The organism is Rummeliibacillus pycnus, from assembly GCF_002884495.1.
Taxonomy (GTDB): domain Bacteria; phylum Bacillota; class Bacilli; order Bacillales_A; family Planococcaceae; genus Rummeliibacillus; species Rummeliibacillus pycnus.
Genome location: NZ_KZ614145.1, coordinates 2,561,813 through 2,587,479, shown reverse-complemented (window position 1 = coordinate 2,587,479; position 25,667 = coordinate 2,561,813). Strand labels below are relative to the sequence as shown.

20 protein-coding genes are annotated in these 25,667 nt (G+C 35.7%); 13 read left to right on the top strand and 7 right to left on the bottom strand.

Translation table 11 applies throughout. The features are described from left to right. Positions 1 to 50 precede the first annotated feature (50 nt). Positions 51 to 242: an SE1832 family protein gene (locus CEF14_RS12615; RefSeq protein WP_102693191.1), complete on the bottom strand. Its 192-nt coding sequence runs from the start codon at positions 240 to 242 to the stop codon at positions 51 to 53. Positions 243 to 298: 56 nt separating this feature from the next. After that, positions 299 to 1,375 (bottom strand): PseG/SpsG family protein, encoded by a 1,077-nt coding sequence (locus CEF14_RS12610; protein ID WP_102693190.1) that lies wholly within the window; start codon positions 1,373 to 1,375, stop codon positions 299 to 301. A gap of 230 nt (positions 1,376 to 1,605) precedes the next feature. Here CEF14_RS12610 and CEF14_RS12605 point away from each other — a divergent pair, with 230 nt between their 5' ends. The 8 genes from CEF14_RS12605 to CEF14_RS12575 all read left to right on the top strand — a co-directional run bounded on the left by CEF14_RS12605 (position 1,606) and on the right by CEF14_RS12575 (position 11,658). Beyond that, a complete protein-coding gene (locus tag CEF14_RS12605) occupies positions 1,606 to 2,169 on the top strand; it encodes an NADPH-dependent FMN reductase (protein ID WP_102693189.1) in 564 nt (187 codons plus the stop codon). Positions 2,170 to 2,884: 715 nt separating this feature from the next. Further along, positions 2,885 to 3,025 (top strand): RAxF-45 family protein, encoded by a 141-nt coding sequence (locus CEF14_RS19065; RefSeq protein WP_170061508.1) that lies wholly within the window; start codon positions 2,885 to 2,887, stop codon positions 3,023 to 3,025. 96 nt (positions 3,026 to 3,121) lie between these two features. After that, on the top strand, positions 3,122 to 4,909 hold the full coding sequence (gene abc-f, locus CEF14_RS12600; RefSeq protein WP_102693188.1) for a ribosomal protection-like ABC-F family protein: 1,788 nt from the start codon (positions 3,122 to 3,124) through the stop codon (positions 4,907 to 4,909). A 158-nt stretch (positions 4,910 to 5,067) separates the two neighbouring features. Beyond that, positions 5,068 to 7,248: a DNA topoisomerase III gene (locus tag CEF14_RS12595; protein ID WP_102693187.1), complete on the top strand. Its 2,181-nt coding sequence runs from the start codon at positions 5,068 to 5,070 to the stop codon at positions 7,246 to 7,248. Positions 7,249 to 7,377: 129 nt separating this feature from the next. Next, on the top strand, positions 7,378 to 8,016 hold the full coding sequence (locus tag CEF14_RS12590) for a hypothetical protein (RefSeq protein WP_102693186.1): 639 nt from the start codon (positions 7,378 to 7,380) through the stop codon (positions 8,014 to 8,016). A gap of 15 nt (positions 8,017 to 8,031) precedes the next feature. After that, positions 8,032 to 8,514: a Cys-tRNA(Pro) deacylase gene (gene ybaK, locus CEF14_RS12585; RefSeq protein WP_102693185.1), complete on the top strand. Its 483-nt coding sequence runs from the start codon at positions 8,032 to 8,034 to the stop codon at positions 8,512 to 8,514. Between the two features lie 105 nt (positions 8,515 to 8,619). Further along, entirely contained in the window at positions 8,620 to 9,249 is a 630-nt protein-coding gene (locus CEF14_RS12580; protein ID WP_102693184.1) for a YczE/YyaS/YitT family protein, read from the top strand. Positions 9,250 to 9,540: 291 nt separating this feature from the next. Beyond that, entirely contained in the window at positions 9,541 to 11,658 is a 2,118-nt protein-coding gene (locus CEF14_RS12575; protein WP_102693183.1) for a choice-of-anchor J domain-containing protein, read from the top strand. Between the two features lie 134 nt (positions 11,659 to 11,792). Here CEF14_RS12575 and kdpC read toward each other — a convergent pair whose 3' ends face one another. The 3 genes from kdpC to kdpA are packed head-to-tail and all read right to left on the bottom strand — an operon-like array spanning position 11,793 to position 16,178. Further along, positions 11,793 to 12,401, bottom strand: a complete 609-nt coding sequence (gene kdpC, locus CEF14_RS12570) for a potassium-transporting ATPase subunit KdpC (RefSeq protein ID WP_102693182.1) — start codon at positions 12,399 to 12,401, stop codon at positions 11,793 to 11,795. Between the two features lie 16 nt (positions 12,402 to 12,417). Continuing rightward, positions 12,418 to 14,463, bottom strand: coding sequence for a potassium-transporting ATPase subunit KdpB (kdpB, locus tag CEF14_RS12565; RefSeq protein WP_102693181.1), 2,046 nt, complete (start codon positions 14,461 to 14,463; stop codon positions 12,418 to 12,420). Positions 14,464 to 14,474: 11 nt separating this feature from the next. Further along, on the bottom strand, positions 14,475 to 16,178 hold the full coding sequence (gene kdpA / locus CEF14_RS12560; RefSeq protein WP_102693180.1) for a potassium-transporting ATPase subunit KdpA: 1,704 nt from the start codon (positions 16,176 to 16,178) through the stop codon (positions 14,475 to 14,477). A 365-nt stretch (positions 16,179 to 16,543) separates the two neighbouring features. On the opposite strand from kdpA, the gene CEF14_RS12555 reads away from it, so the two are divergent. The 3 genes from CEF14_RS12555 (at position 16,544) to CEF14_RS12545 (ending at position 21,269) form a co-directional block, all read left to right on the top strand. Beyond that, positions 16,544 to 19,189 (top strand): sensor histidine kinase, encoded by a 2,646-nt coding sequence (locus CEF14_RS12555; protein WP_170061507.1) that lies wholly within the window; start codon positions 16,544 to 16,546, stop codon positions 19,187 to 19,189. Continuing rightward, the gene (locus CEF14_RS12550) at positions 19,190 to 19,903 is read left to right on the top strand and encodes a response regulator (RefSeq protein WP_102693178.1); all 714 of its coding nucleotides are present in this window, start codon (positions 19,190 to 19,192) and stop codon (positions 19,901 to 19,903) included. A 166-nt stretch (positions 19,904 to 20,069) separates the two neighbouring features. Next, on the top strand, positions 20,070 to 21,269 hold the full coding sequence (locus tag CEF14_RS12545; RefSeq protein WP_211284608.1) for a glycine C-acetyltransferase: 1,200 nt from the start codon (positions 20,070 to 20,072) through the stop codon (positions 21,267 to 21,269). 183 nt (positions 21,270 to 21,452) lie between these two features. Here CEF14_RS12545 and CEF14_RS19490 read toward each other — a convergent pair whose 3' ends face one another. Beyond that, entirely contained in the window at positions 21,453 to 21,626 is a 174-nt protein-coding gene (locus tag CEF14_RS19490) for an alpha-hydroxy-acid oxidizing protein (RefSeq protein ID WP_102694391.1), read from the bottom strand. A 3-nt stretch (positions 21,627 to 21,629) separates the two neighbouring features. Continuing rightward, positions 21,630 to 22,823, bottom strand: coding sequence for a pyridoxal phosphate-dependent aminotransferase (locus tag CEF14_RS12535; protein WP_102693177.1), 1,194 nt, complete (start codon positions 22,821 to 22,823; stop codon positions 21,630 to 21,632). Between the two features lie 160 nt (positions 22,824 to 22,983). Here CEF14_RS12535 and CEF14_RS12530 point away from each other — a divergent pair, with 160 nt between their 5' ends. Together CEF14_RS12530 and CEF14_RS12525 are read left to right on the top strand one after the other, a co-directional pair. Then, positions 22,984 to 23,772, top strand: a complete 789-nt coding sequence (locus tag CEF14_RS12530) for a carbon-nitrogen family hydrolase (RefSeq protein WP_102693176.1) — start codon at positions 22,984 to 22,986, stop codon at positions 23,770 to 23,772. Positions 23,773 to 24,196: 424 nt separating this feature from the next. After that, entirely contained in the window at positions 24,197 to 25,453 is a 1,257-nt protein-coding gene (locus tag CEF14_RS12525; protein WP_102693175.1) for a Y-family DNA polymerase, read from the top strand. Positions 25,454 to 25,667: the final 214 nt, after the last annotated feature.

Sequence of the window (25,667 nt, the reverse complement as noted above, 5' to 3'; positions counted from 1 at the left end):
AGTAATTCTCTTAGCACAACAAAAAAGCGCCTAATAATAAGCAGGCGCTTTTAGGATTCACAAGCTTCTAGTTGCTTGTTAAGTTCTGCAAGCTGTTTTTCCATGTCTGATAGACGTTTTTCTGCTTTTTCGATTAGTTCAGGATATCCTGTAGATTCTAGTTTTTCAATATCACCTTGTTGACGAATGTAGTCACTTTTAAGTTCTGCGATTTGATAAAGTAATTCATCTTTTGTTGGCATGACAATGCTCCTTTATAAAGTTTAAGTTATCGTGTGTTAAGTTCACTCATTTGTTGTTATTGTATCATACCACTTGTTTTCTTGGCTTGCTCTTCTATTAAAAAAGCAGTTGATTTTGTATGACTTGATATGAAGCTTTTTAATAATGATTGTATATACTGATTATTTCGGTTTAAATCGATATTTAACTGTTTTCGTATAGCATGTTCGCGTCTTGCATCGTGTAAAAGAAATTCCATCACTGCATTTTGTAAAAGAGATTGTTTCAGTTTTTTACCTAACCCTAAGTTTATAAAACCATTTGCCTCGGTTGGGAAAATATGCTGCATTTCAATTTCATCTTGGCAAACTACAATACATGGAATCCCAATAGTTGCAACTTTATAGGGAGTATATTTTGCGCCACAAACTACAATATCTGCCTCTCCTAAAAGTTCATAGAGGGCATTATCCTTTTGGATAATTTTGATGTTCTTTCGGCTAAGCGCCATTAATTTAAGTTCGTCTACATCATGAGCATAGCTGGATTGAACAATAACTGAGATTTTAATAGGAATTTGTAATTGTAATAAATGGCGTAAAATACGGTAACTTGTATTATCAGCATCCATACCTTCTATTGCTACAACAATATGTGGTTTATCATCTAATTCATCTGTCTTTTTATGAATGGCCTGCAGTTGCTTGGGTACAACATAAGAAGAGGGACCCACTAAATAATGTGGCAGTAATTTTTCGCGTTTTTCCTGATACAACGTATGAAAAACACAATCTGCAGCTGTTCCACCTTCTCCAAAATCATCAAAGTGAAGTATGGTTGGTATAAATGTCTTTAAGTGGTCGATCAAAGGTAATTCCGTGCTTCCTACATCATGAATTAGTAAATTAGGGGAGAGCTTAGTGATTTCAGCAACTAATTGCTTGTCATTTTTATAGACAATTGGGTCAAATCCCTTTTGAATTAAATAATCAATTGCATATTCATCATGATGAACTAATAGTTGAATCTGTTGTCGATCAAACATTGCAGAGAGTGTAACGATTCTTTCGATCGGGTAAAGATTATGACAAGGAGTCACTGCTCCTACTAAAACGGTCTTTTTAGTTGTTTGCTCAGTATGTTGATATTTCATACATCTCCATCCTTTCCGCTGCTATTTTCAATTTATGGGATTAAGAGGAGTAATATGTATAAAATCGTGGTTAATCTAAAGGAACTTTGAATTCAAGAAAGTAGTGTGAAAGTAGATTTTACGTTTCCGTCAAAAGACTGATTTATTATTATTTTAAGCATATCACCTTATGAAAGGCTGTTGCATTTGTTACAATAACTTTAGGAATTTTGAATTGGAGGTAACACCTAATGAAGATTTTACTTGTTGATGGCACTATTATTGGTCGCAAAACGGGTGCTATTTTAGAGCAAGTTGAACAATATATAAAAGAATTTGATGGGAAATTAGAAGTTACTCAATTACATCTTGCTGATTTTGAACATCAATTTGTAGATGGTCGCCCATTCGATCAATACAATGATGATATGAAGAAATTAGTCAAAACAATAGAAGAAGCGGATGGCTATATTTTAGCAACACCTATTTTCCAAGGATCTATTCCAGGTGTTTTAAAAAATACATTTGACTTCCTTCATCCTAAAGCATTGAGATATAAACCAGTATCAATCGTAGCAAATGGTGGAACATATCAACACCATTTAGTAGTAGAAAATCAATTAAAACCAATTCTTGATTATTTCCGTGCATTAGTAACACCTAACTACGTTTATACACATGCTAGTCATTTTGACAAAGACAATAAAATTATTGATGAAAATGTTCACGAACGTCTTCGTGAAATGGCACGTGTATTCGTTAAATATTGTGAACTAAGCAAAGACCTACCGAAAGAAACAATTGATCAACATTAACAGATAGAAGGGCTGTCTAAGTAGTCGGAGAAAAACGATGACCCAAGACAGTCCTTTTAATTGCTTATTAAAATTTGGTTATTGAGTTTATAGATTCGCAATCAACTATAAGGTTGGTATCTTGAAGAGAATAACTTAAAGTTGCCACTGTCTGAAAGTGATACGAAAATTAGATATGGTAGAAGTTGTGTGGCTCTTGAGGAAAACAATTAAGAAAGACCTCAGAGAGGAATAAGTAAGACGCTGGAAAAGGTAAAAATAAATAGATGAAAATTTATAATAAAGATTTTTATATGCTATCTTTGTTGATGTGGAATTAGCGAAGACTCCTGTGGGAAAACGGACTAGACGAGACCCCGCAGAAATGATTAAGGAACGGAGTCTAAGAACGCCACGTCCTGTGGCAACGACTCCGTGACCAACATCCTATTGCCCCGAGGAGGCTCGTCAGTTCGCCCACTCTGCGAAGCTAATTCCACATCATACAGAATGCAGATTACTACTTCTAATAGTTGCATTTAAACATTTTTTCTGCACCCTAGAACAAATGAGCAAGGAGGCTTTCTTGTTGTACGCGAAAAGGGAGCGATTTCTATCCATCTCCATTCACAAACACAATAATTGAAGCAATCCATAATATAAGAAATTTTTTAGTTTTCTAAATAATCAAAATGTGTTAAGCTATATTTAATTATATTGAACGGAGGTGAAAAGAATGAAAAATTCAGCTATGGAGACATGTGTAAATCTAGATACTGCTATGTATTTTGCACGTGTCATTACTTTTGATTTTGCCACTAACGGGATAGGTATGTCCTTTTTTAAAGCAAATCAAATAAAAAACGTAGCTGATTAACCATTCTTTTCACAGAAAATTACTGAAAAGACTGCTCGTTAATGGGCAGTCTTTTTGCTTTTACGGCTTTTCGCTACGTATTCGGAGGAAAAGTAGATGTCTATAAAAGCAGAAAATATAACCAAATTATTTGGTGGTCATATTATTTTTGAAAATTTAACGGTTGATATTAAAGAAGCAGAGCACGTAGCGATTGTTGGGAATAATGGTTGTGGTAAAACAACGTTATTACAACTATTAGCGGGTGTAGAGACACCAGATACAGGGAGAATTATTAAAAAGAAAGATAGTACAATTGGCTATTTGCATCAAATTCCTTTTTATCCTGATTATTCAGTGAAAAGTGTTCTAATGGAGGCATTCGCTACACTATTGAATATTCAACGTAAAATGACAGACCTTGAGCAGCAGATGGCGACAACGAATCATTTAGAAAAGATTCTTAAAGATTATGGTCAATTACAAGAACAATTTATGCAACTTGATGGCTATGAAATGGAATCGAAAATAGCAAGTGTCGCAAATGGATTAGGCCTTAGTCCATTACTTGGGCAAAAGTTTGATGAGTTGAGTGGTGGAGAAAAGACGAAGGTTATGCTAGGTCAAATTTTACTAAAATGTCCTTCAATTTTATTGCTAGATGAGCCCACAAATCATTTGGATTTACAGGCCATTGAATGGTTAGAGGAATATGTAAAGAGTTTTGCTGGTACTATTATTGTGGTTTCACATGACCGTCAATTTATGAATAATGTTGTACAAAAAGTGATCGAACTAGAAGATGGAGAAGCCAGTACTTTTCATGGCAATTACGATGCTTATATGAAAGGTAAGGAGGAAAAAGTTGCACAAGAATTTGCTCAATACGAGGAGCAACAAAAGAAAATTAAAAAGATGAAAGAAGCCATTAAACGTTTAAGACAATGGGCAAATGAGGCTTCTCCTCCAAATCCTGATTTATATCGTAAAGCGAAAAGTATGGAAAAGGCTTTAGAACGAATAGAATTAGTGAAAAGGCCAAAAATTGAAAAGAAAATGAATCTGCAATTAGAGGCTGCGGATCGAAGTGGAAAAGAAGTTGTTACAGTTAAGAATGTCTCAAAAGCATACGAAACAGCACTATTTAACGAAGTGAATTTCTCTGTATACTGGCAAGATTGTTTGGCGATTGTTGGCAAAAATGGAACAGGAAAATCGACTTTACTAAAGATGATACTTGGAAAAATCCATCCTGATGAAGGACAATGTATTTTAGGAAGTAACGTAAAAATAGGTTATCTAGCTCAGCAATTTGATGTAGTAGATGACCAAATTCGATTAATCGATGCATTCCGGGAAAATATTTCAATGACAGAAGAAGAGGCAAGACACAAGCTCGCACAATTTCTGTTTTATGGCTATGATGTTTATAAAAAAGTACGGGATTTAAGTGGTGGAGAGAAGATGCGGTTACGTTTGGCTCAATTAATGCAACAAAACATTAATCTTCTCATATTAGATGAACCGACAAACCATTTAGATATTGAATCGAGAGAAGTGCTAGAGGATAACCTTCAAAATTTTGCAGGTACCATTATTGCTGTAAGTCATGATCGCTATTTTTTGCAAAAGATTTTTTCGAAAATTGCTTGGATTGAAGATCAGAAGATTACGATTCATCATGGGGATTATCAATGGGCTAAGCTAAAACAACAGGCAATAGTTCCTATTCAAAGTAAACAAAAAACAACGAAATCATCCAAACAGGCTAAGGTATTAACAACTGAACAGCAAATTGAAAAGATCGAAAAAAGAATGCAACAATCTTGTTTATCTGATTGGGAGTATAAAAAGCTAAAAAAACAAGTAGACCGATTATATGAAGAATGGTTAGCTGAATCTTAATTTTTGATAGTTTCTAGATTTAAAGAATCCTCGACATTTCTACAATGCCGGGGTTTTTTGTTCTTCCAAACAAGCTACTTTCGTATAAAATCGCAGCATCATTTTTTAATCTACACTTTATTTCCGTTATAATAGAAGATATTGAGAGGAGCCGGATTATGTCTAAATCATTAGTTTTAGCTGAAAAACCATCTGTTGGACGCGATATTGCACGCGTTTTAGGATGTCAAAAGAAAGGGAATGGCTTTTTAGAAGGTCCCAATTATATTGTGACATGGGCACTAGGTCACCTAGTCACTCACGCAGATCCAGAACAATACGATCACAAATATAAAGAATGGAAAATGGAGGATTTACCGATTATCCCAAATCCATTTAAGCTAGTCCCAATTCGTCAAACAACGAAACAATTTAATGCTGTAAAGGCACAATTAGCTCGTAAAGATGTTAACCAAGTAATCATCGCAACAGATGCAGGTCGTGAAGGAGAGCTTGTTGCACGTTGGATTTTAGAAAAAGCTAAATGTCATAAACCTATAAAACGTCTGTGGATATCTTCTGTAACGGATAAGGCCATCAAAGAAGGTTTTGCACATTTAAAAGATGGACGTGCGTATAACAATTTATACGAAGCAGCAGTAGCACGTGCAGAAGCCGACTGGGTTGTGGGGATTAACGCTACACGCGCATTAACCGTAAAATATAATGCACAGTTATCAACAGGTCGTGTACAAACACCAACACTTGCTATGATTGCAGAACGTGAAGAACAAATTAAAAACTTTAAACCCAAAACATATTATGGTTTGCAAGCAATAACAAACGAAGCAACATTTACATGGTCTGAAAAAGGTACAAACCAAACTCAATCCTTTAATAAGGAAAAAATGGAGCAGTTACTGAAAAAACTCGACAATATACATGAAGGCAAAGTGGAGGATGTACAAACAGTCCCTAAAAAGACATTCGCACCTACTCTTTTTGATTTGACAGAATTACAAAAAGAAGCACATAAACGTTGGGGATGGTCTGCAAAAGAAACGTTATCCACATTACAAAATTTATATGAACATCACAAAATCGTGACTTATCCACGGACAGATTCCAAACATCTAACATCAGATATGGTTGATACGTTAGCAGATCGTATTAAAGCATCAGCGGTTGGGGATAATCGTGCTGCGGCAAATTCACTTTTACGAAATAAACAAGCAAAACCACAAAAGGGTGTTGTGGATAACGCGAAGGTTTCAGATCACCATGCTATTATTCCAACAGAAGAACCGGCTATTTTGCCTAATTTATCGGATAAAGAGAGAAAGCTATACGATATAATTGCCAAACGCTTTTTAGCGGTATTCTTTGGTCCTTATCAATATGACCAAACAACCGTTACACTTGAAGTAGATGGTGAAACATTTAAAGTAAAAGGCAACACTGTTCGAGATTTAGGTTGGAAAAAAGTTTATCATCAGGATGATGAAGATTCTGTTGATCAATCATTACCTGTTTTTAAAAAAGGGGAAACTGTAAAACTTCGTGCAATTGCTATGACTCAAGGTGAAACAAAGCCACCAGCACGTTTCAATGAAGGTACACTACTTGCAGCCATGGAAAATCCTACACAATTTATGAGTGGAGAATCAAAAGAGCTAATTCAAACATTACACGAAACGGGTGGTATTGGTACGGTTGCTACGCGTGCAGATATTATTGAAAAACTATTTAAATCATTTGTTATTGAAAAAAAGGGCAAAGACTTATACACAACATCTAAAGGTCGTCAGTTATTAGAACTTGCACCAGCTGATTTAAAATCGCCAGCATTAACAGCAGAATGGGAAAAAGAATTAACCAAAATTGCTAAAGGAAAAGCGGAAAAATCCGATTTTATGAATAATATGGTTAATTTTTCTAAAAAAACTGTAAAAGATATTAGAGCGAGTGAACAAAAATTCAAGCACGATAACGTTACTGGAAAACAATGCCCAGAATGTGGAAAGCTATTGTTAGAAGTTAACGGTAAACGTGGCAAAATGCTTATCTGCCAAGATCGAACTTGTGGATATAAGAAAAAAATATCCACATTAACAAATGCTCGCTGTCCAGTTTGTCATAAAAAATTAGAACTTCGTGGTGAAGGTGATGGACGTATTTTTGTATGTTCATGTGGTCACCGAGAAAAACTATCTGCATTTGAAAAGCGTAAACAAGCAGCAGGTAATACAAAAGTATCGAAACGCGATGTTCAAAAGTATATGAAAAAACAAGAAGAGCCTGTAAATAATGCGATGGCAGAAGCTTTGCAAAAATTATTTAGTAATAATGATAACAAGTAGTGTTATTGAATAGTAAAATTTTCCTGTTAAATATCATGGCTAGATTTGAGAAATTAGACATTTTTAAATCTCAAATATTGGTGCTAATATAGTTTTAACTATTTTGATATTAGAAAAGGGGGGATTGACATGAATATAGCTTCTCTTGTTAGTAATCGCTATACAGAAATTGAAAACCGTAAGAGGTCACTTCGGCAGAAAACAGCAGATGATGCTTACCGCAAAAATGCTCAATATTTTAAACCTAAATTTAACCCAGCACTTGAAGAATTAGTAGAATTATTGACAGGGAAAAAAGAACATGAGCACCAACCCGAAATACAAGCTGCTATTCATGATTTGAAAGAAAGCCAAGAAACAGTGACTGAGGATGAGGTAGACCCAGCGATCATAGATGAGCAGAATGGAATAACCAAGAAAAATGCCGCGTCTTCTATACAACAGACTATAAAAACTTCTCAACCTAATGCTTACGATTTAACAATTGCGATTCGAGAGAATGAATGTTATACAACGTTAGCTTCTGATAACCCAAGTAAACAAGATGATCAGGTTGCTACACTTGTTACTAAAAACATTCACAGTATTCAAGGCCAATCTTCTCAAACGAGTGCAGCATCAAATGTAATTCCAATAAATGAACAGGAGAAGGCGGAAATTGCGAAGAAGCGCCTTTTTAAAAAGGCGGTATCCCGATACTCTTTCCATGTGCAAATGGCGAAACAAGGATTCCAGTTTGCACAACCAACTATCTATCTTGCCGTATAGAGGAAGTGTGATTCTGTGGCAAAACATAAAATACAAAAAACAAACGCAGTACGTCTTTTAGACCAACAAAAAATTCCATATATACTTGCAGAATATGAAGTAGAAGAAGGAAAAATAGACGGCGTATCAGTTGCAACGAAAATTAACCAGCCTGTAGAAAAAGTATTCAAAACCCTTGTAGCAACAGCAGGTAAAGGAAATCTCTACGTTTTTGTCATACCGGTAGCTGAAGAGTTGAACTTAAAAAAAGCTGCAAAAGCTGTAGGCGAAAAGAAAATAGAAATGCTTCATGTCAAGGATTTATTACCAAATACCGGATATATCCGTGGTGGCTGTTCACCAATTGGTATGAAAAAGCATTACCCTACATTTATTGATATTTCTGCCGAACAAGTGGAAGAAATGTTTGTTAGTGCAGGGAAAATCGGTATGCAAATTCGTATTGCACCAGAAAATCTAGTAAAAGCTACCAATGCAAAGTTGGTTTCACTGACTTGAAATTAATCATATTCTTGATACAATTAATAAGTTAATTCATGAAAAGCCATTTATGTATAAACATAGAATGGCTTTTCGTTTGTAATTGTAGAAAGAAGGATTTATATGAAAAAAGCAAATAGATGGCGTTGGCTATTCTTTTTTACAGGTATTATGGTTATTGGCCTAGGCATTGCGTTAACTGTAAAAGGTCAACGTTTCGGTGTAGGTTCGTGGGATGTTCTGCACATTGGACTATTTAATCACTTTGGTATGTCTATTGGTGCATGGTCTGATATTGCAGGAATAATCATTATCACCATTTCCTCAATTGGATTACGTCAACTCCCAAAAATCGGAACCTTTATGAATATGATTTTCGTCGGATTGTTCCTCGATTTCTTCAACTGGTTATTACCAGATGCTCATCATATCTCATTACAATTTATGGACTTTCTCCTTGGTGTCATTTTAATTGCTGTTGGAGGAGGTATTTATATCTCCGCAAACTTAGGGGCAGGGCCTCGTGATAGCCTAATGTTACTGGCAGTTGAAAAATTCCACTGTAGTATTACGTTAGCACGTACGATTATGGAAATAGTTGTTGCATTTGCAGGCTATCTCTTAGGAGGACCTGTTGGAATTGGTACAATTATTATGGTATTTGCACTTGGTCCTATTGTTCAATTATCTCTTGGCATTTGTCGTAAACTACTGATGAAATGTATTGGTGACGAACAAGTGGTGTTTTTCTAAAAGATTATTTTGTCACTCTAAAATTATAAACCTTAAGATTTAACAACGATCTTTTGTAAAAATCAAAAGAGTTTCCAAAAGTAGAAATTGGAAACTCTTTTTTTGTCGAGAAAATATGTATTTAATAATAGCAATCAATATAGTAATAATAGTTTAATTTACGCATATTTCCATGTATTTAGATGTATTTTAGATATTTCGAAAATCGTACTACTGTATCATTTTCAGAATATTCAATAATGTTAGAATAATTATGTAAGTGTTTCAAAATAATGGGGGAGGGGTTTTTCTATGAAGAAGGTAAAGTTGGGTTCTTTACTACTCTCAAGTAGCTTAGTACTATCGTTGATGAGTCCTTTAGCTAGTGAAGAAGCTAGTGCTGCTACAAAGTCTTATGAAAATTGGAATACAGATCGATATGGTGATCGAATTGATATTGATCATCAGCTAAGTAAACAAACTGAAAGTGCGGAATTCCAAAAGAAAGCCGAGCAAAAGATTAAAGAACAAGCTGGTGAAGCGAAGGAACTAGCAGTGTCAGATGAAGAAGCAGATCCTAACTTCACATACGATGGAGGAACTAAAGTATTCTTAAATCGTAATCTAGAGTTTAAGGAATTTACATTACGAAGCGTTGGGGATAATGTAGAAGTATGGGTTGCACATGATTTATCATATGGTCCAAATAATCCACGAAAACCTGACGTTGTAACACAAGAACAAGTGGACAAGCTACGTGATGAATTTGATAAAAATATTTATGCGAAAGCAACAAATTTCTTTGGCACACCTGATGCGTTAGATGGTTCTAAATCACCATTACCAGGGATGGTAGGATTACCAAAGGATTATTATACAGGGTCAGATAAAGTAATTATGCTTGTTGATAATATTCAGGATGATGGATGGAATAACCCTGACTATCCATTCTTTGTTGCAGGTTTCTTCTGGCAAACATTAGAAAAATATATCAATCGAAATATCATTACAATTGATACGAATTCCTGGGATAGTCGCTTAGAATCTACCTACTTCGGAACGACAATTCATGAATTACAACATTTAATCCAAGCGGATAATGATCCATCTGAGGAATCATGGATCAATGAGGGGCTGTCTACTTTCGCTGAGTATCTAGGTGGTTATGGACACGATGATGGTTCTATTAACTTTTTCCTTGATCATCCTGAAAACTCACTAGTGAATTGGGATGAACATTATGGTGCAGAAACTGGTCCAGAAACAATTGCGGATTATGGTGAAGTATATTTGTTCATGCTTTATTTATACGATAAATTTGGGCATGACTTTATTAAATCATTAGCAACTGATAGTACTTCACAAGGGATTGAAAGCATCGAAAATATACTAAAACAATATAAGCTGAATAAGAATTTCACAGATGTCTATCAAAACTTTATGACAGCTATCACATTAGACGATCGTTCAGTTAGCAAAGATTACGATATTGATAGTATTGATTTACGTCATTTAATAATAGATAAGCAAGGGACTAAACGAGGAAAAACAATTGATTTTGACAAGGCACAAGTATATGAAAAAGCGGGAGTTCCTGCATGGGGCGGTGATTTTAAATCTCTTGATTTCACAAAAGAAATTAGAGGGATGAGATTTAATGGTGCCGATTTCTTACCATTACAATGGAAAACTGTCGAAGATCCAATGGGTTCTGGAAAGCAAGTGTTATGGGGGAACACGGGAAGTCAAGCTGACAATCAAATGATTTTTGAAGCAGATTTAACTTCTACAAATAAAGCAACCTTGAATTTTGACCATTATTATCAAATTGAAGAACAATGGGATTTTGGTGCAGTTCAAGTATCCACAGATAATGGGGAAACATGGACAAGTCTAGCAAATAATCATACAAGATCAGATATTACTGCAGAAGGCTATCCAAATACAAAAGCGAACCTCCCTGGTTTTACAGGAACGAATAAGCAATGGACTTCTGAAACATTTGACTTATCCAAGTATGCAGGTAAAAAAGTGTTAATCGCATTCCGCTATATGACAGATTGGGGTTCAGAAGAAGCTGGTTGGTATGTGAAAAATATTAGCATCCCTGAAATTGGTCTATCAAAATCAAGTTCATCAACTGACGGTTTCCAATCTATTGGTCAACTAAAAAAAGAATATCTTGATTATGTCGTGACATTTATTCAAACAAAGAAAAATGGTAAAGAGCGTGTTTATCACGTTAATCCATTTAATGTAACAGATGCACAAGCGCTTGATATTCAGAAAATCTTAAAAGAAGGCAACGTGAAAATGATCACTTCTTATGCAGCAAAACCAGGTCAACTGAATCCAATAGATTTCACTTATGAAGTGATTTTAAAAGGGGATAAACCCAATAATGGGAAGCAAAAAGGGAAGAACAAATAGTATGATAAAAAATAATGTCTGTTAAATTTAGAAATATTACAGTAGAGGAGCTGATCCACTTATTGGACAGCCCCTACTTTTTTTATGTTTGTCTCTTTGGTTGGTGATTTATTAGGATTTGTCATAATGGTTCCTTACTTCATCTTCTGATCTATTAAAATGTTAGCTTCTAACACATTCATTTTATCTTCTCCTAACACACCGAATACCTTTTTGGATGTAGCTTTTCTTATAATATTTTGTATTTCTTCTTTTGATAAATGAGATGCTATGGCAATACGATTAACTTGTATTTCAGCTGATGCAATTGATATATGTGGATCTAGACCAGAGCCAGAACTTGTCATTAAATCAGCAGGAATGTCTTTTTTTGAAACGGTAGGATTGTTCTTTAAAAATTCATCTACACTATTAGTGATCCGTTTTGTTAACTCTGGATTAGAAGGAGAATAGTTAAAGTTTCCTGAGCTTACACCTGCATAGTTGGTATCATTTTTTTCATATACATTATAATTTATACTTGAAACACGACTCACAAAGTGAGCAGGATTTTCAAAGGTTTGGCCGATTAATTTTGACCCTACGACTTGATCGTTTATTTTTATCAAACTACCATTTGCTTGATCGTGGAAAATGAATTGTGCAATAGCGGTCACAGCAAATGGATAAATAAGTCCACAAATTATTATCATCACTATAGAGGTTAAAAATGCCACTTTGATTTGTTGAAATACTTTTTTCATTGTCCTTCCCCCCAAGTTATATGCCCATCGTTTTTAACAATGGTGAAATGATCATATCAATGATTTTAATACCGATAAAAGGAACAATGGCACCCCCAACTCCGTAAATGAAGCTGTTTTTGATTAGTAGTTTGGATGAACTCATTGCTTTATATTGCACACCCTTCATCGCCACAGGAATAAGCAGGGGAATGATAAGGGCGTTGAAAATAAGCGCTGATAAAATAGCACTGGTTGAAGAGTCTAAGTGCATAATATTTAAACGACTCATCTCTGGAATACCAATCAGCAAAATTGCTGGGATAATTGCAAAATACTTCGCAATATCATTGGCAATGCTAAATGTTGTTAGTGCTCCTCGAGTCATTAAAAGCTGCTTTCCAATTTCCACGACTTCAATGATTTTGGTTGGATCAGAATCTAGATCGACCATGTTTGCTGCTTCTTTGGCAGAATTAGTTCCCGAATTCATCGCCATTCCAACATCTGCTTGCGCAAGTGCTGGTGCATCATTCGTTCCATCACCTGTCATAGCAACAACTTTTCCTAGTTTTTGTTCATCTCTTATAACTTGAATTTTATCTTCGGGTTTACTTTCTGCAATAAAGCCATCAACTCCAGCTTCTTTTGCGATTGCTGCTGCTGTGAGAGGGTTATCACCTGTACACATAATGGTTTTAATCCCCATTTCACGTAATTGTTTAAAGCGTTCTTTTAATCCAGACTTCACAACATCCTTTAAGTAAATCACCCCTAGAATCACTTCATTTTTCATTACAACTAAAGGCGTACCCCCTTCGTTTGATACAACATGAATCAGTTTTTCTAAATCATCCGGTACAAATTTACTTTGTTTTTTAATCGTATCGTAAGCACCTTTTCGATATGTTGTACCATCTGCTGTATCGAGACCACTCATTCGTGTTTGCGCAGTAAAAGGAATATGCTCACTTGTTTGAATCAGATCGTCTATATTTTGAATAGCGACATTTTGTTCTTTTGCTAGTGCAATAATGGATTTTCCTTCAGGTGTATCATCCGTTAAAGAACTTAAGTATGCTGCCTTTTTCAGTTCTTCTTGAGGTACACCAGATACCGGAAGGAAAGCTGTTGCCATTCGATTTCCGTAAGTAATGGTCCCTGTTTTATCTAAAATTAATGTATCTACATCTCCACATGCCTCAACAGCTTTACCACTCATAGCAATCACATTAAATTGTGTGACACGATCCATTCCTGCGATGCCGATTGCAGATAGTAAACCTCCAATGGTCGTTGGAATTAGACATACTGTTAAAGCTACTAATGTTGCGATTGAAATGTTGATATTCAAATATTGCAGCATAGGATAAAGAGTCATAACTACTAACAAAAAGATAATGGTTAAACTGATAAGCAAAGTACTTAAAGCAATTTCATTTGGTGTTTTTTTTCTATTTGCCCCTTCAATTAGAGAAATCATTTTATCTAAAAATGATTCTCCAGGGAGTGAAGTAATCTTAATAATCAGTTCATCACTTGTGACAATTGTCCCTCCCGTAACGGATGAAAAATCTCCTCCTCTTTCTTTTATAACGGGCGCAGATTCTCCAGTAATAGCCGATTCATCTACTGTGGCTATTCCCTCGACTACTTCACCGTCATTTGGAATTGTTTCACCTGCACGCACAATAACAATATCCCCGTGCATAAGCTCACTAGCTGGTTTGACCACTTCCTTCCCATCGATCAGTACTCTGGCTGATGTAGAAGATTTTGTCTTCTTCAACGTTGCAACTTGTGCCTTTCCTCTGCCTTGTGCAACCGATTCTGCAAAATTGGCAAACAGAATTGTAAAAAATAACACAACTGCAACAATGCCGTTATATAAACGTTGTTCATGATCTCCTGAATGGAATAGAAAAGGAAAAGCAGTTAATAGTATGACTAGGAAAAAGCCGATTTCCACCACAAACATTACAGGATTTTTTATCATATAGATCGGATTGAATTTTTTGAAAGCACTAGTCAATGAAGTAGCTACAATTTCCTTAGTTAAGAAACTATTCTTTTTTGTTTCCATATTCTCACTCCTTATGAGTTAAGCTGTAAATATTCAGTAATAGGTCCAAGAGCAAGCGCTGGCAAAAATGTTAATGCACCAACTACGAGGACAATTGCGACTAAGAATACAGTAAATGCTGTATTATTTGTGTTTAATGTTCCAACCGATTCATTATGCACAAGTTTTTTGGCTAATAATGAGGCAATCGCAATTTGCAACACAATAGACGTATAACGTCCAAAGAACATTGCCAAACCAGTTGTGACATTCCAAAAAGTTGAATTATCTTGTAGACCTTCAAATCCAGAACCATTATTTGCAGCTGATGATGCAAATTCATAAAGTACTTGTGTTAATCCATGTGCCCCTGGATTGGTAATGCCTGCGATTCCTCCATCTGTGATGACAGCTAATGATGAGAAACCAAGAATAAGTGCAGGGTGAATTAAAATACAAAGTGCAATGAGTTTCATTTCTTTCGCTTCAATTTTCTTTCCTAAAAATTGTGGTGTTCGTCCAATCATTAAACAAGCAATGAAGATGGTAAGAAGAACATACATCATCATATTCATTAATCCGACACCTTTACCGCCAAATATGACATTTAACATCATATTAAATAAGGGGACTAAACCTCCGAGAGGTGTTAAAGTGTCATGCATATTGTTGACGGTACCTGTTGTAAATGCCGTTGTAATAGTAGTGAATAATGATGACTGGGAGATACCGAAGCGCGTTTCTTTGCCTTCCATATTGCCTGTATGATCATCAATCCCAATTGCATGGATTGCTGGATTACCTGATTTTTCACTTAGAAATACAACTGTAACTCCCATTAAAAAGATGATACTCATGGCTAGGAAGATCGAAGCGCCTTGTTTTCCAATCCAAACTTTTTTATCACGTTTTTTCCGATATGCAATCATTAAACCAAGTGTCACAACACAAGCCCCTGGTAGTAACATCATTGAAAGCATTTCTACTACATTTGTTAGTACAGATGGATTTTCAAACGGAGTAGATGAGTTCGCACCATTAAAACCACCACCGTTCGTTCCCAAGTGTTTAATCGATTCCATCGCTGCTATTGGGCCGAGTGCAATATCTTGTTGCTTATTCTCAATCGTAGTTAAAGTGATATTCTCTTTAAATGTTTGAGGGACACCTTGAGATACTAGAATAAGAGAAATAACAAAGGAAAAAGGTAATAATATACGCGTAATAACACGTATAAAGTCAACGTAGAAATTACCAAGTACGTCTGTCTTAGCAATTAATCGACGACAAAATGCCATACATACTGCATAACCCGATGCTGCAGAAGTAAACATCATAAAGGTAATTACGAGCATTTGAGATAAATAACTTAGGCCCGATTCGCCACTATAATGCTGAAGATTTGTATTTGTCATAAAGGAAATAATCGTGTTAAACGCCAATGTCGTCTCCATATTTCCAATATTATTTGGATTTAAAAAAAGTACGGATTGAATCCGTAAAATAAAATATCCGATAGTAATCATTACTGCATTTGAAATGAGTAAAGAGAAGATATATTGTTTCCCTGTCATCTCCTGTTGCTTAATGCCACTCAGCTTATAAATGATGTTATCCAGTCGATTAAAAAGACCATCGCCCCAAATCGTTTCCTTCATGGTGACTTTATATAAGTAGCGTCCAACGAGAAGGACAAGTGGTAAATAGACCAGTAAAACAATTATCATTTGCCACATAGTTACAAACCTCCTTTAATACTTTTCGGGATTAAGTAAAGCGTTAATTAGATATATGATGATAAAGATCATGATTGCTAATAAGATCCACATTTAATCTCCACCTCTATTTTTCTACTAATTTGTAGCAGTATGTTGTTAAAGCAAACAAACTTGAAAAGCTTACTAGTAAAATGACAATCATACATAGCTCCAGCATTATATCCTTCCATCCTTTCTTTCTTGTAATTGGTTTTACTATAGTTGAAAAGAAATTAATGTAGTGTTTGGATTAGAGGTTAGATATTAAGATGGCATTAAGATGTGAAGAAGGATGCCCTTTTTTTGTAAAAAGTAATTATAATGAGGGCAAGGTGGTGAGGAAAATGACTCACAGTTTAAATCGTGAAAGTGGTCAGTTAAAAATTTTCTTAGGATATGCAGCAGGGGTTGGGAAGACATACGCTATGTTAAAAGAGGCTAAAGAGCAACTGGAGCAGGGCACTGATGTCGTCATCGGTTATGTTGAGCCACATCCACGCAGGGAAACAAATGCACTAATTGAAGGTTTTGAAGTAGTACCTACAAAAGACTTCTCCTATAAAGGTAAGTTATTTAAGGAGCTAGATTTAAATGGAATTATTCAACGGTCGCCCAATTTAGTTTTAATCGATGAACTAGCTCATACGAATATACCTAATCTTCGTCATCCGAAGCGTTATGGAGATGTTCAAGAACTCCTCAATCAAGGCATAAATGTTTATACAACGCTAAACATTCAGCATATTGAAAGTCTTCATGATCTTGTAGAGGAAATAACTCAAATTAAAGTACGAGAACGAATTCCAGATGCGATTGTCGACCAAGCATCACAGATTAAACTGGTTGATATTGAACCAGAGGAATTAATCAAACGATTAAAAGAAGGAAAAATATATAAACAACCTTATGTAGAAAAAGCATTAAATCACTTCTTTCAACACGACAATCTGATTGCGTTAAGAGAAATTGCGCTTCGGAGAATTGCGGATACTATTCATTTGAAAACAAAGTGTATACAGCAAAGTTCTATACAAAATAATGTACTTGAGCACATTCTAGTAGGTATTAGTAGTTCTCCCACGAATGCAAAAGTGATTCGAACTGCTGCTAGACTTGCACAAGCATTACATGGTAAATTCACTGCACTTTATGTTGATAGAGAAAATAATTCGATGCTCTCAAAAGCAGATGAAGAACGATTGAAGGATCATATGAAATTAGCGCAACAGCTAGATGGTAATGTTGTCATTGTTCAAGAAGACAGTGTTGCTACTGCACTTGCAAATTATGCGCAAATTAGTGGTGTGACAAAATTAGTTATTGGAAGAACGATGACAAAATCGAGTTTTTGGGGACGAACGAAAATAACAGATAAGCTTAACGAACTTTTACCTAATTTATCGATCTACATTGTTCCCGATCAAGAAAACACGCCAAAGAAAAGAATGGATTTTAAAACTGATTTCAATTTACAACCTCTTGACTTTTTGAAGATGATTTTCGTTTTTATGATTGTAGCGCTTGTTGGGTTATTCTTTAAATCACTTGGCATTAGCGAAGCAAATATTATTACGATTTTTATCTTAGGGGTTTTGATTGTTGCTGTCTGGACGACCGGTTGGTTGATGAATATTATCAGCTCACTTGTTGCAGTATTAAGCTTTAACTTTCTATTTACGAAACCTATTTTTTCGTTTGAAGCTTATCATCCGGATTATCCCATGACATTTATCATTATGTTCATTTCAGGAATTATTACAAGTAGTTTGACTAAAAAAGTGAAAATGCAGGAACGGCAGGCTATTCAAAAATCCTATCGCATGGAAACCTTACTGGAAATCAATCGTAAGTTACAATCAGCCTCATCATATGAGCAGTTAATTGAAGAAGGTTCTCTGGAAATTATCAAGATAACGGAGAGACCGGTTTGTTTCTATTTTGTTGATGATAAAAAAATAATCAAGCATACTTTTTATAAATCACCCTTTCTTTCTGCAGCTCAAAATCGTGAGCAGAAGCATCAATTTAATAATAAAAACGAGATTGCAATCGTCCATTGGGTAATTAATAATCAACGTACCGCGGGTATGACAACAGATGTTTTTAAAGAAGCGTATGGCTATTACATTCCTTTTCTATCAAATAATAAAGTAATAGGCGTAATAGGTATTTCTCTTCATAAAAAAGAACAGTTGCCATCTTTTGAACGGCAAGTGTTGCATGCAATTTTAAATGATTTCTCACTAGCACTTGATAAGTGGCAGTTATTACGTATTAATGAGAACGTACGTCGCGAAAAGGAATTGGAGCAAATTCAATCCAATCTCTTACGTTCTATTTCACACGATTTACGTACCCCACTCACAAGCATTTCAGGCCATGCAGATATATTAAAAACGAATGATCAAAAGATGTCAGAAAATCAGCGGCAAACACTGTATGAAGATATCTATTACAATGCTAATCGTCTTGTCCAACTTGTAGAAAATCTACTAGCTGTTTCGAAACTTAGCAATGGACATTTTCCTCTTCAAATTCAAGAGGAATTACTGGAAGACGTTATACATGACGCTATTCATCAACTCTCAAAAAATAGTACTCGACCAATTCAAGCGTATATTGAGCCTGAATTTCTTTTAGCACATATGGATACGAGGTTAATAGGGCAAGTTCTCATTAATTTACTTGATAATGCAGTAAGTTATACGCCTTACGAAAGTAGTATTGCTATATATGCCTTTGGAAAGGAAAATACTGTAATTGTTGAAGTGCGAGATACTGGGGATGGCATTTCAGATGAACAAAAGAAAGAGCTATTCCAAACATTTAAAAAGAGTCAAATGGAACAAAGCGATGCTAAGCGAGGATTAGGTATCGGTTTATCGCTGTGTCAAACTATTTTAAAATTACATGAAAGTGAACTAACTGTACGAGATAATATCCCTCATGGTGCGATTTTTAGTTTTTATTTAAAAAAGGGGGGGCAGTGAATGAATTCTAAAAAAATACTCATTGTTGAAGATGATATTGCGATTGGAAACCTCATTAAAATGACAATTGAGCTTCACAATTATCATTTTAAACTTGTTACAAAAGGGATGGATGCGCTGAAAGAAGTTGTTTCAATGCATCCGGATGTTATCATTTTAGATCTTGGTTTACCTGATATGGATGGTATCGATATGATCCTAAAAGTGCGCACATGGTCGCAAATACCGATTATCGTCGTTAGCGCAAGAGGAGAAGAAACTGAGAAGATTAAGGCACTTGACATGGGAGCAGATGATTATGTTGAGAAACCTTTTAGTGTTGATGAATTACTGGCTCGTATTCGTGTTGCTCTGAGACGCTCAGTTGCGAATATTGCTATTGAGAAAGAACGGCCTATATTCACGAATGGACCACTCACTATTGATTATTTATCCAATACTGTGTTTGTTAATCACAAGGAAATTCATCTCACTCCAAATGAATATAAGTTATTAGAAACGCTAAGTAAAAATCTAGGTAAAGTACTTACGCACAACTATCTATTAAAACAAGTTTGGGGAGATGCGTTAGATACAGATATACCCAATTTACGTGTTTTCATGGCTACACTACGAAAGAAAATTGAAAAAGATCTCAATCAAGCAAAGTTTATTCAAACGCATATCCGAATAGGGTATCGCATGATACATTGGGAAAAAGGTGAAGGAGAGTAAGCGAATCTTTCTTAAAAATATTGTACTTAAATACAACTGTGTTTTTGAGGAGCACATTGAATACATTTTTTATAAGGTATTCAAGAGATTTTTTTATAACAGTTCTTTTCAGGTGTACAAAATGTAAGAGGGATATGCTACAATATCGATATAATGCATGAAAGGGATGATGACCTTGTCTAACGTACTCAACAAATTCGTTAATGACAATTTACAACAACTTCGTGATCAAGGTTTATATAATGAAATCGATCCTGTCGAAGGTGCTAATGGTCCAGTTATTCAAGTACGTGGTAAGAAACTGATCAACCTATCTTCAAATAACTATCTTGGTTTAGCGACAAATCCAGAGCTAAAGGAAGTTGCTAAAAAAACAATCGACACTTATGGCGTAGGTGCAGGTGCCGTTCGTACGATCAATGGTACGCTTGATTTACATGTGAAATTAGAAGAAAAATTAGCAGAATTTAAAGGAACAGAAGCTGCTATTTCCTATCAATCTGGTTTTAACTGTAATATGGCAGCTATTTCAGCTGTAATGGATAAAAATGATGCGATTCTTTCTGACCAACTAAATCATGCCTCTATTATTGATGGTTGTCGTCTATCAAAAGCGAAAATTATTGCATTTAATCACTCTGATATGGAGGATCTTCGCAAAAAAGCGAAAGAAGCAACTGAATCAGGTCTTTACAACAAAGTTATGGTGATTACCGATGGTGTCTTCTCGATGGATGGTGATATTGCAAAACTTCCTGAAATCGTGGAAATCGCAAAAGAATTTGACCTTATTACATATGTCGATGATGCTCATGGTTCAGGTGTAACAGGTAAAGGAAAAGGAACTGTTAAACATTTTGGTTTACAAAATGAAATTGACTTCCAAATCGGTACATTATCAAAAGCAATCGGCGTTGTTGGTGGTTATGTAGCAGGTAAGAAAAACTTAATTGATTGGTTAAAAGTTCGTTCACGTCCATTTTTGTTCTCAACTGCTCTGCCACCTGGTGATGTAGCAGCGATTACTCGTGCTGTTCAAATGTTAATCGACTCAACAGAACTATGTGATAAGCTTTGGGAAAACGGCGACTACTTAAAAGCAGGTTTGAAAAAACTTGGCTTTAACATCGGCCATTCCGAAACACCAATTACACCATGTATTATTGGTGATGAAAAACTGACACAACAATTCTCAGCTCGTCTAATCGAAGAAGGCGTTTATGCAAAATCAATTGTCTTCCCAACCGTTCCAAAAGGTACTGGTCGTGTACGTAATATGCCGACTGCTGCTCATACGAAGGAAATGTTAGACGAAGCTTTAACTATTTATGAAAAAGTAGGGAAAGAATTAGGGGTTATTTCTTAAACATGGAAATCTGTTTAAGCTAAAATAAGTTTGCTCCAAAAAAGGTGTGGATCAGGTTTAAAATTTGATCCACACCTTTTATTCTTACAGCCATGTGTAGGACGAATTTTTAATAATTGTTAATTCTTTCGCCGTATTTTTTACATCCGTAACTCCTGCCATAGAAAGGGTTACTTCCATCTCCTATAGAATATTAGAGAAAACTCGTTTTACGCCATCTTCTCCAGCAATTGCAAGGCCGTAAACGAAAGGGCGACCTATTAAGATTGCATTCTTAGAGTGCTTGACTATATCTGCACCGCCTCGGATTCCACTATCAAATAATACAAGGATTTGTCCGTTTACAAATCTCCTTATTTTTTATGATTGTTTTGCTAATTCAGCAGTTTTTTTAAATAGATTCAATTTTTCAATTCGCTTTACGGCTTCTGTTAATCGTTGTTCATCTACTAATAACCCTACTCGTATATAGCCTTCGCCATATTCTCCAAAACCGTTCCCTGCTGCAACAGCTACATCAGCCTTTTCCAATAGTACATCAGCAAATTGTTGACTGGTATAACCTTCTGGAACAGGTAGCCATGCAAAGAAGGACCCCTTTGGTGCTGTTACTTGCCATCCGGCTTTGTTGCAGGCTTCGATAAGTGCATTTCGTCGACTTTCGTATAGAGCCACTTGCTTTGTAACGCAAGTTTGATCGCCAGTTAATGCTTCAACTGCTGCTATTTGCAAGGCTGGAAATAGACTAACAAATAGATGATCTTGTATAAGGTTTAAAGCTTCGATTATTTGAGCATTACCAACCGCAAAACCTATACGCCATCCCGCCATATTATATGTTTTAGATAATGTGTAGACCTCAATACCGACTTCTTTTGCACCTTCAGTTTGGAGGAAACTAATTGGCTTTTTACCTTCAAAACCAATAGCACCGTAAGCGAAATCTTGTAGAACTGCTATCTCGTTTTCTTTTGCAAGTTTGACAGTCTCTTCGTAAAATTCTTTTGTGGCAATGCCGCCTGTTGGATTATTTGGATAGTTTAAATATATTAATTTAGCACGTTTTTTTACGTCGTCAGACAGTTTTTTGTAATCTGGAAGGAAATCATTTTCGGCTAGTAGTGGCATTGTTTCAAAGTGAACATCCGCTAATGTCACACCCGATAAATAATCAGGGTAACCAGGGTCTGGGAGTAGCATTGTATCTCCTGGATTTAAAATAGCTAAAGGTAATTCAACAAGTCCGGCTTTTGCGCCAAAAAGTATGGATACTTCTGTATCAGGATCAATATCTACATGGTATTCTCTTTTATAAAAGTGAGAGATGGCTTGCTTAAGTTCAGGTAAACCGCGAAATGGTGAGTACTTATGCATTTGTGGATTAGCAGTTGCTTCTTGCATCGCTTTCACGATATGTATAGGTGTAGGTTGATCTGGATTTCCTTGCCCTAAGTTAATCACATCCTTGCCTTCTGCAATTGCTGCGCTAACTTGTTTCACGAGATTTGCAAAAAATTGTTTCGGTAAATTTTGTAATTTTGTGGATAACTCCATAAGTAACCCTCCAATAGATTTAGAATTGTTTTAAGTTCATGTACTATACATTTGAATTAGATATAGCTAGAATAGTATAAAGATGAATTTTCAGAATTAAAAAACGATTTAGTGAAAATACTATAACCTTTTTAGAAAAATGTCCATAGGTGGTGCGAAAATGAAGATAGGATGTATTCAATTAAACGTAGCTTTTGGCGATGTTGAAAAAAATTTTACAAGAGCAGAAGCGTTTATTCGAGAAGCGGCTAGTAAAGGTGCTGAGCTTGTTATTTTGCCTGAAATGTGGAATACGGGCTATGCATTAGAAAAACTAGATGACTTAGCAGATGTAAATGGTGAAAGAACAAAGAAATTCCTCCAATCTTTAGCTTCGGAGCTCCATATCCACATCGTAGGCGGTTCAGTCGCAACGAAAAAAGGCGAAGGATTCTTCAATACAATGTATACAGTGGATCGCCATGGAGAAATAGTTGGAGAGTATGATAAAGCACATTTATTTCGCTTAATGGATGAACATTTACATCTATCTGCGGGTGAGGGGCAAAATAATTTTGAATTAGGAGATTTGCAAGCTGCTGGAGTGATTTGTTATGATATTCGCTTCCCAGAATGGCTTCGTCTTCATGCTTTAAATGGTGCAAAAGCTATATTCGTATCAGCACAATGGCCAACTGCAAGAATTGATCATTGGAAAGTATTATTGCAGGCGCGTGCCATTGAAAATCAAAGTTTTATCATTGCAGTCAACCGAATCAGCAGTAAAGCAGAAAATTTCAATGGTCAGTCAATGGTGATTGAACCATGGGGAGAAATATTGTGGACTGGTAAAGAAGACGAAGAGCTTTCTATTGTCGATGTCGATTTTTCAAAAGTAGATGAGGTACGTAAGAAAATTCCAGTGTATGATGATCGACGTCCTGAATTGTATAAGGATATTCTGAAATAATGAATGGACCCATTTTGCTATAGCTAGTAAAGTGGGTTTTTTATTTTTGTGCTTTGAATGTTGTTGATCTTCTATCCGTTTCGCTTCTGGATGCAATGAAGTCATATCAAGAAAGAAGATATAAAGTTTCCTAAATTGGCCACATCAATTTCACAGGACGTAGATACAATTCAAAAATTCGTGGCTTGACTTCCTAAATTCGTGAACAGCTCCTATAAAAAGCTCCATCGCAACAATAAGGCTTTCCCAAAATAAAAATTCCCCCAATATAAGCAACTTAAATAGACATTATGTAAAAAAATAACGTAAAAGGATACTCACAGAAAAAATATTGTTGTTTTTTGGTAAGTACGACTTCCTACTTGTCATCTCACTTATCTCATTCTAAAATAAGAACAAATGTTCTTTTTGGAGGTGTGCTGTGATGTATGAAAATATGCCGAGAAGATCGATTATGTGTGTGGATATGAGGTGTTTTTATGCTAGCTGTATGGCAACGTGGGCACATTTGGATGTTAAAAAAGAGGCAATTGCAGTTGTTGGTAACTTTCAGCAAAAAGGCAGTGTTGTGCTGGCTGCTTCTCCGATTATGAAGCAACGATTTCAAGTGAAAACAGGAACGAGACTATATGAAATACCGAAGCATCCAGATATTCATTTATTTGAACCGAAGATGGAATACTTTGTTCGTATGTCGGTTGAAATCACCAAGCTATTGAATAGTTATGTACCGAAAGAGGCTATTCATGTGTATAGCATTGACGAAAGTTTTGTTGACCTAACTGGTACCGAAAAACTGTGGGGGGATCCAGTAGAAACAGCACACCATATTCAAGAGGAACTTTATCGACAATTTGAAATACCTAGCACTGTAGGGATGGGACCAAACATGCTGTTAGCCAAACTTGCACTTGATTTAGATGCGAAAAAAACAGACTTTGCCAAATGGGATTATGAAGATGTTAAAAAAAAGCTATGGCCAATTTCCCCTTTATCGAAGATGTGGGGAATTGGCCATCGAACAGAACGAACCCTTAATAATATGGGGATTTTCTCTGTGGGTGATTTAGCTCATGCTGACTTAGCAACATTAGAACAGCATTTTGGTATTATGGGGAACCAACTATATTACCATGCTTGGGGGATCGATTTATCAAAAGTTGGCGAAGCACCACTAATTGAGGGGCAAATTAGTTATGGGAAAAGCCAAATCTTGATGCGGGATTACAACACGAAAAAGGAAGTGTTGGCGGTACTTCTTGAAATGTGTGAAGATGTTGCCAGAAGAGCGAGAGAAGCTTATAAAGTAGGACGTACCATTACTTTGGGAATTTCCTATAGCAAAAATGCGTTCGGAGGAGGTTTCCAACGCTCACGCACCATAGATGAAGCAACCAACGATACAATGGTTATTTATCGGGTTTGTCAGCAACTATTAAATGAGTATTACAATGAACGTCCTGTACGTCAAATTAGTGTCAGTATTACAAAACTAGAATCAGAATATTCGATGCAACTTAGCTTTTTCGATACAACCAGATGGAAGCGCCGTAAACTTGGTACCGCGATGGATCAACTCCGTACCAATTATGGCTCTACAGCAGTTTTACGGGCAGTATCTTATACGGATGCAGGCACAGCTATTAATCGTTCCCAATTACTCGGAGGACATAAAAGATAAAAATGTATATTCATGCATATTAAAAATGAAAAGTTTATACATCTTTGTGAATGCTATATGCAATATGTGTGAAGGAAAATGAGGTGTGGATAACTTAATTGTGGATAACTGGGGGTGAGAGGATATTATAAAACGCCATCTTTAGTCACTGATGAGTAGGATGGTGGTTTGCTTACCTATAAAAAGCTTCTGGAAGATCAACAGCATGGTTAAA

Excerpts from the sequence above, each read along its gene's own strand:
- kdpC (WP_102693182.1), bottom strand. The coding sequence starts at position 12,401 with ATGAAAAAAGTATTTCAACAAATCAAAGTGGCATTTTTAACCTCTATA.
- CEF14_RS12550 (WP_102693178.1), top strand. The coding sequence starts at position 19,190 with ATGAATTCTAAAAAAATACTCATTGTTGAAGATGATATTGCGATTGGA.
- kdpB (WP_102693181.1), bottom strand. The coding sequence starts at position 14,463 with ATGGAAACAAAAAAGAATAGTTTCTTAACTAAGGAAATTGTAGCTACT.
- CEF14_RS12590 (WP_102693186.1), top strand. The coding sequence starts at position 7,378 with ATGAATATAGCTTCTCTTGTTAGTAATCGCTATACAGAAATTGAAAAC.
- CEF14_RS19065 (WP_170061508.1), top strand. The coding sequence starts at position 2,885 with ATGAAAAATTCAGCTATGGAGACATGTGTAAATCTAGATACTGCTATG.
- CEF14_RS12610 (WP_102693190.1), bottom strand. The coding sequence starts at position 1,375 with ATGAAATATCAACATACTGAGCAAACAACTAAAAAGACCGTTTTAGTA.
- CEF14_RS12615 (WP_102693191.1), bottom strand. The coding sequence starts at position 242 with ATGCCAACAAAAGATGAATTACTTTATCAAATCGCAGAACTTAAAAGT.
- abc-f (WP_102693188.1), top strand. The coding sequence starts at position 3,122 with ATGTCTATAAAAGCAGAAAATATAACCAAATTATTTGGTGGTCATATT.
- CEF14_RS12545 (WP_211284608.1), top strand. The coding sequence starts at position 20,070 with ATGATGACCTTGTCTAACGTACTCAACAAATTCGTTAATGACAATTTA.
- kdpA (WP_102693180.1), bottom strand. The coding sequence starts at position 16,178 with ATGTGGCAAATGATAATTGTTTTACTGGTCTATTTACCACTTGTCCTT.
- CEF14_RS12535 (WP_102693177.1), bottom strand. The coding sequence starts at position 22,823 with ATGGAGTTATCCACAAAATTACAAAATTTACCGAAACAATTTTTTGCA.
- CEF14_RS12605 (WP_102693189.1), top strand. The coding sequence starts at position 1,606 with ATGAAGATTTTACTTGTTGATGGCACTATTATTGGTCGCAAAACGGGT.
- CEF14_RS12575 (WP_102693183.1), top strand. The coding sequence starts at position 9,541 with ATGAAGAAGGTAAAGTTGGGTTCTTTACTACTCTCAAGTAGCTTAGTA.
- CEF14_RS12555 (WP_170061507.1), top strand. The coding sequence starts at position 16,544 with ATGACTCACAGTTTAAATCGTGAAAGTGGTCAGTTAAAAATTTTCTTA.
- CEF14_RS12580 (WP_102693184.1), top strand. The coding sequence starts at position 8,620 with ATGAAAAAAGCAAATAGATGGCGTTGGCTATTCTTTTTTACAGGTATT.
- CEF14_RS12525 (WP_102693175.1), top strand. The coding sequence starts at position 24,197 with ATGTATGAAAATATGCCGAGAAGATCGATTATGTGTGTGGATATGAGG.
- CEF14_RS12530 (WP_102693176.1), top strand. The coding sequence starts at position 22,984 with ATGAAGATAGGATGTATTCAATTAAACGTAGCTTTTGGCGATGTTGAA.
- CEF14_RS12595 (WP_102693187.1), top strand. The coding sequence starts at position 5,068 with ATGTCTAAATCATTAGTTTTAGCTGAAAAACCATCTGTTGGACGCGAT.